Consider the following 7578-nt stretch of genomic DNA (forward strand, 5'->3'; position numbering starts at 1 on the left):
CACCGAGTACGGCCTCGCCGCGTCGGTCTGGACGCGCGATGTGGACCGCCCGCTGCGGGTCGGCCGGGAGATCAAGGCCGGCACGGTGTGGACCATCGCGGCTCGTGGCCCTGCGGGTGGGCGAGCATCCACTCCCACATCTCGACCGGGTCCTGCGCGGTGTGCTCCCGGCCGCAGTGGCACGTACCGTGCAGGACGTCGGTGCCGGGCAGCCAGTCGATGCGGTAGATCTCGCCGGTGTGACGCGTCACTGGACCTTCTCCACGGGCTTCTCGCCCTGCTCCACCAGCCGGGCGAGGATGCGGCGCGCGGCCAGGCCGCCGGTGTCGATGTTGATGCTCAGCTCCTGGTAGCCGGTGCGCTCGGTGCCGAGCGTCTTCTGCAGCAGGTTGAGCGCGGTGACGTCCTGCATCACGACCGTGTGGTTGTTGCCGCGCAGGAACTCGGTGACCTCGGCGTCGTCCGTCGCCCAGTCCCGTGAGACGGCCCAGAAGTCGTACACCTTGCCGTCGCCGGACGGCGTGATGCAGTAGGTGATCTCCGTGTGGAAGCCGTTGGGGTCGCTGCCGTCCGCCTCGGGCAGCACGCCGACCGGGGCGATGCGGCTGTGCAGCAGGTACAGGCAGGGTGCGTGGTACTCGATGTCCTGCCAGCGGGTGATCCGGCCCTCGATGCCGGTCGACTTGGCGTAGAAGGGCGGGCACTCGGCGTCGTCCATGTGCCGGCTGACCCGGACGATCCCGGCGCCCTCGTCGACCTCCGTGGTGATCGGCGTCTCGGCGACCTCCGGTGTGCCGATGTAACCGCCGTGCAGATACGTCTCGTGGGACAGGTCCAGGAGGTTGTCCACCAGCAGGCCGTAGTCGCAGTCGATGGGCTCCATGCCGCGCACGGTCACCCAGCCGGGGGAGTCGAGGTGCTTCGCCCGCGGGATGGCCTGCGGGTCGGCGAGTGCCGGGTCGCCGATCCACACCCAGATCAGCGAGTCCTGCTCGACGACGGGGTAGGAGGCGACCCGGGCCGTGCGCGGCACCCGTTTCTGCCCCGGCACGTACACGCACGTGCCGGTCGTGTCGTACGTGAACCCGTGGTACCCGCACACGATCCGGTCCCCGTCGAGGCGGGTCGGGGCCTCGGACAGCGGGTAGCGGCGGTGCACGCACCGGTCGTGCAGGACGACCGGCGTGCCGTCCTCCTCGGTCCGGTACAGCACGAGCGTCTCACCGAGGATCGTCCGTCCGAGCAACTCCCGCCCGACCTCGTGACTGTAGGCGGCGACGTACCACTGGTTCCTGGCGAAGGCGGTCATGTGAGGCATGGCGTTCCCATCCCTGAGAGCGGGGCGGCTCTGCCCCGCGGCCGTCGGTGGAATCAGGTTCCTGACGGCTGCGGGTGCCGCGCAAGGCGGCTTCTGTCAGGCGGAAGCGCATCTGTGAAAGAGCTGGTCAGGGCCTTGCCGTGCGCCTGGCGGGCTCGGTACTTCGGTCTACGAGCCTGGTGTCAGGGTCGGGCCCAAACGTGCGCAGGAGTCGTTCTCCTTCGAGTTGACGGTGTGGGTGGCGCCCATCGAGCGTGCGGTCGCCGGTTTGCGGTCGTCGATGTCCACCGCGATGATCTCCGCGGCGCCGGCCAGCCCGGTAACCAGGGCCGCCCGCGCAGACAGCCCCGGCAGTTCCCGCAGACCGCACGCCAGTTGAGGACGACGAAGTCGCCCGGTGCCACCTCGGTGACGCCCGCGCCCACCGTCTCGACCACGCCGGCGGCGGCCTGCACCCGCACCACCGCCTCCGACACCGCGAACTCCCCGCGCCATCGGCTCAGTCGCCCTTCGGGGAGTAGTCGTGGAAGCCGCGCCCGGACTTGCGGCCGAGCAGGCCGGCCTCGGCCATGCGCAGCAGCAGGGGCGGCGGTGCGTGCAGCGGGTCCTTGAAGTCCGCATACATCGCCTCGGCGATGGCGGTGAGGGTGTCCAGGCCGATCAGGTCGGCCAGGCTCAGCGGGCCCATGGGGTGGGCGCAGCCGAGAACCATGCCGGTGTCGATGTCCTCCGCCGACGCGTGCCCGGACTCCAGCATCCGGATCGCGGAGAGCAGGTAGGGCACCAGCAGGGCGTTCACCACGAAACCGGCCCGGTCCTGGGCGCGGATCACCGTCTTGCCCAGCACCGCCCTGACGAAGTCCTCAGCGCGGAACCGGGTCTGGTGGGCCGTCAGCAGCGAGGGAACGATCTCCACCAGCTCCAGCACGGGAACCGGGTTGAAGAAGTGCACCCCGATCACCTGATGCGGGTGCGTGGTAGCCATGCCCAGTTTCATGATGGGGAGGGAGGAGGTGTTCGAGGCGAGCAGCGCGTCCTCACGGGTGACGACCCGGTCCAGCTCGGCGAACAGCTCGACCTTGACCTTCTCGTCCTCCGTCGCCGCCTCCACCAGGTCCCGGTCGGCCAGTTCCTTGAGGTCCGTGCTGACCCGCACCCGGTCGAGGACGGCGCGCCGTTCCGCATCGGAGAGCTTGCCGCGGCGGACCCCGCGGTCCAGGGAGGCGGTGATCCGGGCGCGGCCGGTCTCGGCCGTGCCCGCGTTCACCTCGTGCACCACCACGTCCAGCCCGGCCCGGGCGCAGACCTCGGCGATACCCGCACCCATCAGACCGCAGCCGACGACACCGACCCGGCGAATGTCGGGCCCCGGCTCCGGTCCACTGCTCCCCGGCCCGTGCGCTTCGCTCACCGGAACGCCGCCTGACCCGTCAGCGCCTGGCCGATCATCAGGGTGTGCATCTCCACGGTGCCCTCGTAGGTGAGGATCGACTCCAGGTTGTTGGCATGCCGGATCACCGGGTCATCGTGCTGGCCCCGGACGTCACCCCGGGATCACCGCTGTTCGAGGCGTTTGTCCGCGAGATCGTGACCGAGATGACGGTCAAGGCGGGCCAGAAGTGCACCGCGATCCGCCGCGTCCTCGTCCCGCGCGAGCATGAGGCCGCCGCGCTCGACGCCATCGCGTCCGAGCTCGCGGGGGTGACCATCGGCAACCCTGCCGCGGAGGGCGTTCGGATGGGGGCGGTCGTCAGCCTTGCCCAGCGCGACGACGTACGCAGGGCGGCGCGAGCGATCGCCGAGTCCGGCCGCTTCGTCCACGGCGACCCCCAGAAGGTGCGGCTGGTGGACGCCGACCCCGAGCGGGGCGCCTTCCTGGACGCCCTGCTCATCTCGGCGGACCCGGAGGCCTCCGCCCCCCACGAGGTGGAACCCTTCGGCCCGGTCGCGACCGTGCTCGCCTACCGCGACACCGGCCACGCCACCGACCTGCTGGCCCGTGGCCGGGGCAGCCTTGCCGCCTCCCTGGTCGGCGACGACCTCACGTGGACGACCGCGGTCGTCCGTCAGGCGGCCCCCTGGCACGGCCGCTCGCACCTGCTGGACTCGGTGACCATGACGCAGACCACAGGGCACGGCTCGCCCCTGCCCGCTCTGCGCCACGGCGGCCCCGGTCGGGCCGGCGGCGGCTCGGAGATGGCGGGGATCCGAGGTGTCGTCGACCTGATGCAGCGAACGGCACTCCAGGCGTCCCCGAGACTGCTGGACTCCCTCCGGACCACGCACACAGGCGCGCCGCCTCACTCTGCGTGACCGCGATGCACGCGACGCGGGCACGGTCCGAACGGCTGAGCCGTCATACCGCATCGGTCGAGCACGGCCCGCGTCTTCGGCTCGCTGTGGGGCAGCGGCTTGTCGAGGACCGTCTTGCCGTCCGGGGTCATGCCGGACCAGAAGGCCGGGAGCCCCGAGACCGGGGCCGTCCAGACGGCAACGGGGCATGTTTCATTCACTGTCCCGATCGGACAGTGAACGTTATACGTCCGGCAGTCAGGGAACGTCCGGGTGCGTGTCCCTTGGTGGGAGGTGCCCGCCGGTGAGATCGGCTGACAGGGGGCGGCAGTCAACGCCCGAGTCACAGCGTTGGGTCCGGCCGCTACAGTAGAGCCGCCCCATTCGACGCGTCGGAGCAGCCTTGGCGAACCTGTCTCACCACGAGGAGATCTTCTCCGGCGACGGCACTGGGCCGATCCGGTTGCCGCGCTGGCAGGCAGATGCTTCACCGGCGGGCTTGGCGGTCACCTTGATCGCTGACTACACGTTTCCGGGCCGGGCCTGGCTGCCGGCGGCGGCGATCGTGGCGTTGTTGGGGGAGTTCGACGTGGCCGACGGTGCGGCCCGTACGACGATCAGCAGGCTGGTGCGCCGAGGGGTGCTGGAGGGCAGTCGGCGGGGGCGGTACAGCGTGTATCGGCTGACGCGGGAGGCCGCTGTCGATCTGTGGAGCGGTGGCGCCTCCATCGCCACGTTCACCACGCAGCCCGACTCATGGGACGGATGGTGGACACTGGTCGCCTTCTCCGTGCCGGAGCGGGAGAGCACACGACGGCGTGCGCTGCGCACCGCGCTGCGGTGGCGGGGATACGCGCCGCTGTACGACGCGGTCTGGGCGTCGCCGCACCCGCTCACCCCCAAGGGGAGTGCCGAACTGGCCGACTTGGCGCTCGGGGCGATGAGCGTGTTCCGGGCACGCCAGGTGGATCTGGAGACGGAGGCCAACCGCAACCCGGTCGAGGCATGGGACCTGCCCGGCATCGCCGGCCAGTACGAGATCTTCATCCGGCGGTGGAGCAGCCTGCTGCCCCGTATCGGTGCTGGTGGCGTCACCGGCGCCGCGGCGGTGCGTGCCCGCACCGAGGTGATGAACACCTACCGCCACTTTCCGGTTCTGGACCCCTTGCTGCCCGTCGAGCTGCTGCCGGCCGACTGGCCCCGGTCCCGGGCGCGGGAGGTGTGCGTCGCGGTGTACGACGGTCTGGCCTACCCGGCCCAGGAGCACGTCCGTTCGGTGGCGGCCCGGTCCGCGGACGGTCCGCACCTCGACATCAGTGCCCATACGATCGCCGGAATGAGTGCTGGTATCGGTCACAGCCACGGTCTGATGGCCGACGATCCGACCGCCACTTCCGAGGGATTGAGTCGCAGCGATTGACAGATGAGAGTCCGATGGTGACTCTTTCTGTTATTCGACATGGTGTGGGAGCGTTCCCAGTTGCCGGCGCATCAAGAGCTGATCGCATGCATCGCCCCCCGCCGTCCACGGCCTTGTACCTCCGCACCACTGGCGACAGGAGGCATCCGCATGTGTGAGTTACGGCCGGTCGGCGTTCGGAGGCCGGCACTGATGGTCTCGGCTGTGGTCATGATGGCGGGCGGAGCCGGGTTTCCCCGGCGGCGGCCCGATGGGCAAGACCGGCGCCTCGTTCACCCCGGCGCACCGCACAACGGTGTTCCCGTCGGCGGAAGCTGCAGCATCACACCGTCACCCCGCCTGACACTTCCTCACCAGTGAAGCGACCGGGCGGCGAGACCCCACTGGACTCCGCGTTCCCCCACGAACACCCCCCACTCACACGGGAGTCACCCATGAGCATGCAACGACGTACCTTCCTGGCCCTGAGTGCGGCCGGAGCGGCGGGCGTGGGCGCGTCCCTGCTCGACACCGGGCAGGCAGGTGCCGCCGTCAGGCCGCAGGGCGCACCGACCACGCCGTTCGCGGTCGGCGTGCGCCGGTATGACTGGACCCGCGGCAGTCGCCGGTGCACCACCTACGTCTACTACCCCGCCACCGGTACCCCCGGCGGCGCACCGGTGACGAACGCCCCGGTCACGGGCGGTGTCTTCCCCGTCTACAACTTCACCCACGGCTACGGGAGCAGCCCGCAGAACTCCTTGTTCATCATCCGGGCCCTGGCCGCGGCGGGCTTCGTCGTCCCCGCCCCGCACTTCAACCACAACTTCAACGACGTCAACAACGGCAACTCCTCCAAGGACGTCTCGCAGATCCTCACCAACACCCTCGCGCTCAACGCGAGCGGGCCGCTGGCCGGGCACATCAACACCGGGATCGGCGTGGGTGTCTCGGGCCACTCCCTGGGCGGCATGGTCACCCACGGTCTGCTGACCTCCTGGCCCGACAGCCGGATCGTCTCCGCCAACCCGCAGTCCTGCGTGGACATGGGCACCCCGTCCCGTTCGATCTCCGCGAAGGTCCTGTTCGTGCACGGCGACCGGGACTCGACCACGCAGTACTCCTCGGCCCGGCAGGCGTACTCGGAGATGACCTGGCCCAAGGCGTTCCTCACCTTCGTCGGTGGCAGCCACACCAGCTTCTGGAGCGACCAGCGCTTCCCGAGGACCGTCGTCGACTGGGCCCGCTGGACGATGTACGGCGACACCGCCGCACGGGACCGCCTCCCTGCCGGCGCGGCCGGGTCCAACACCAGGTGGGAATCCGTCCTGGGCTGAGGCAACCGCTCATGGACCCTTGGGTCGGATTGTCATGATCGGGTCAGTCAGTCGGCAATCCGTCGGACATCGCGCTGCCTGCCGTATGCGGTGGCGCAGCCTCACCGAACCTGCCGACGCAAGCATCACCCCCCCTACGTCTTCCGCCGGGGAAGCACGCCGCCGTCCACCACTTCGTGATCCATCGCAAGGCGTGCATGCCCCCCACCCCCCACCGGAGGTCACCGTGACCGACTCCTGCCGGCGTCCCCATACTGCGCCGCGTCAACGAAGAATCCGCCGAAGCGTGAACGGCCGCGTGGCAGGTCTTCTAGCCGCCGCCACCGCACTGGCCGCCTCCGCGCTCACCATGTCGCCCCAGACCGCGCAGGCCGTGACCGCGCGACAGGTGGAGCGCCTCGACCGGGGGCTGACCAGTGTCCACACCGGCAGCGGGAACCTGGTGTCGTGGCGCTGGCTGGCCACCGACCCCGCCGACGTGGGGTTCAACGTCTACCGCGGCGGCACCAAGCTCAACTCCTCGCCGATCACCGGCTCCACCAACTACACGGACTCCGGCGCCCCGGACTCCGCCGACTACACGGTGCGCCCGGTGGTGAACGGCACCGAGCAAGGCACCTCCGAGCGCGCGCTGCAGTTCCGGTCGGGCTACCTGGACGTGCCGATCTCGCCGCCGGCCGGTGGCACGACTCCCGACGGGGTCGCGTACACCTACGAGGCCAACGACGCCTCCGTCGGCGACCTCGACGGTGACGGGGCCCTCGACATCGTCCTGAAGTGGCAGCCCACCAACGCCAAGGACAACTCCCAGTCCGGCTACACCGGCAACACGATCGTGGACGGCATCAAGCTCGACGGCACCCGGCTGTGGCGCATCGACCTGGGCCGCAACATCCGCTCCGGCGCGCACTACACGCAGTTCCAGGTGTACGACTACGACGGCGACGGCAGGGCCGAGGTCGCCATGAAGACCGCCGACGGTACGCGGGACGGCACGGGTGCGGTGATCGGCAGTGCGTCCGCCGACCATCGCAACTCCAGCGGCTATGTGCTGTCCGGCCCGGAGTTGCTGACGATGTTCAACGGGCAGACGGGCAAGGCGATGCAGAGCGTGGACTACGTCCCGGGTCGCGGCAACGTCTCCTCCTGGGGCGACAACTACGGCAACCGTGCCGACCGCTTCCTCGCCGGTACCGCCTACCTCGACGGCTCCCGCCCGTCGCTGATCATGG

The 7578-nt window shown here is 70.1% G+C and carries 7 protein-coding genes and 2 pseudogenes; 5 read left to right on the plus strand and 4 right to left on the minus strand.

The genetic code is table 11. The features are described 5' to 3' along the window. Positions 1–94: pseudogene (locus ABZ948_RS40325) on the plus strand (aldehyde dehydrogenase family protein); the annotation flags it as partial. On the opposite strand, the gene ABZ948_RS40330 reads toward ABZ948_RS40325, so the two are convergent. The 4 genes and pseudogenes from ABZ948_RS40330 to ABZ948_RS40345 form a co-directional block, all read right to left on the minus strand. Beyond that, complete coding sequence (locus ABZ948_RS40330) at positions 72–251, minus strand: hypothetical protein (RefSeq protein WP_359768108.1); 180 nt, start codon at positions 249–251, stop codon at positions 72–74. The pseudogene ABZ948_RS40325 and the gene ABZ948_RS40330 overlap by 23 nt on opposite strands. Continuing rightward, the gene (locus ABZ948_RS40335) at positions 248–1318 is read right to left on the minus strand and encodes an aromatic ring-hydroxylating dioxygenase subunit alpha (RefSeq protein ID WP_190050366.1); all 1071 of its coding nucleotides are present in this window, start codon (positions 1316–1318) and stop codon (positions 248–250) included. Before ABZ948_RS40335 ends, ABZ948_RS40330 begins: the two co-directional genes overlap by 4 nt. Before the next feature lie 323 nt (positions 1319–1641). Beyond that, a pseudogene (locus ABZ948_RS40985) lies at positions 1642–1764 on the minus strand (alcohol dehydrogenase catalytic domain-containing protein); the annotation flags it as partial. Between the two features lie 53 nt (positions 1765–1817). Further along, positions 1818–2729, minus strand: coding sequence for a 3-hydroxybutyryl-CoA dehydrogenase (locus tag ABZ948_RS40345; protein ID WP_359768109.1), 912 nt, complete (start codon positions 2727–2729; stop codon positions 1818–1820). A 95-nt stretch (positions 2730–2824) separates the two neighbouring features. Between ABZ948_RS40345 and ABZ948_RS40350 the strand changes: the two genes are divergently transcribed. The 4 genes from ABZ948_RS40350 to ABZ948_RS40365 form a co-directional block, all read left to right on the plus strand. After that, complete coding sequence (locus ABZ948_RS40350) at positions 2825–3631, plus strand: aldehyde dehydrogenase family protein (RefSeq protein ID WP_359768110.1); 807 nt, start codon at positions 2825–2827, stop codon at positions 3629–3631. Between the two features lie 382 nt (positions 3632–4013). After that, complete coding sequence (locus ABZ948_RS40355; protein WP_359768111.1) at positions 4014–5030, plus strand: PaaX family transcriptional regulator; 1017 nt, start codon at positions 4014–4016, stop codon at positions 5028–5030. A 434-nt stretch (positions 5031–5464) separates the two neighbouring features. Next, entirely contained in the window at positions 5465–6346 is an 882-nt protein-coding gene (locus ABZ948_RS40360; protein ID WP_359768112.1) for an alpha/beta hydrolase family protein, read from the plus strand. Between the two features lie 349 nt (positions 6347–6695). Then, a partial coding sequence (locus tag ABZ948_RS40365) for a rhamnogalacturonan lyase family protein (protein ID WP_494487303.1) occupies positions 6696–7578 on the plus strand: 883 nt, incomplete at its 3' end.

Origin of the sequence: Streptomyces olindensis (assembly GCF_040645895.1) — a bacterium.
GTDB classification, from domain to species: Bacteria; Actinomycetota; Actinomycetes; order Streptomycetales; family Streptomycetaceae; genus Streptomyces; species Streptomyces olindensis.

Coding starts and splice junctions, on each gene's coding strand:
- ABZ948_RS40335 (WP_190050366.1), bottom strand. CDS start 1,318: ATGCCTCACATGACCGCCTTCGCCAGGAACCAGTGGTACGTCGCCGCC.
- ABZ948_RS40350 (WP_359768110.1), top strand. CDS start 2,825: ATGCCGGATCACCGGGTCATCGTGCTGGCCCCGGACGTCACCCCGGGA.
- ABZ948_RS40360 (WP_359768112.1), top strand. CDS start 5,465: ATGAGCATGCAACGACGTACCTTCCTGGCCCTGAGTGCGGCCGGAGCG.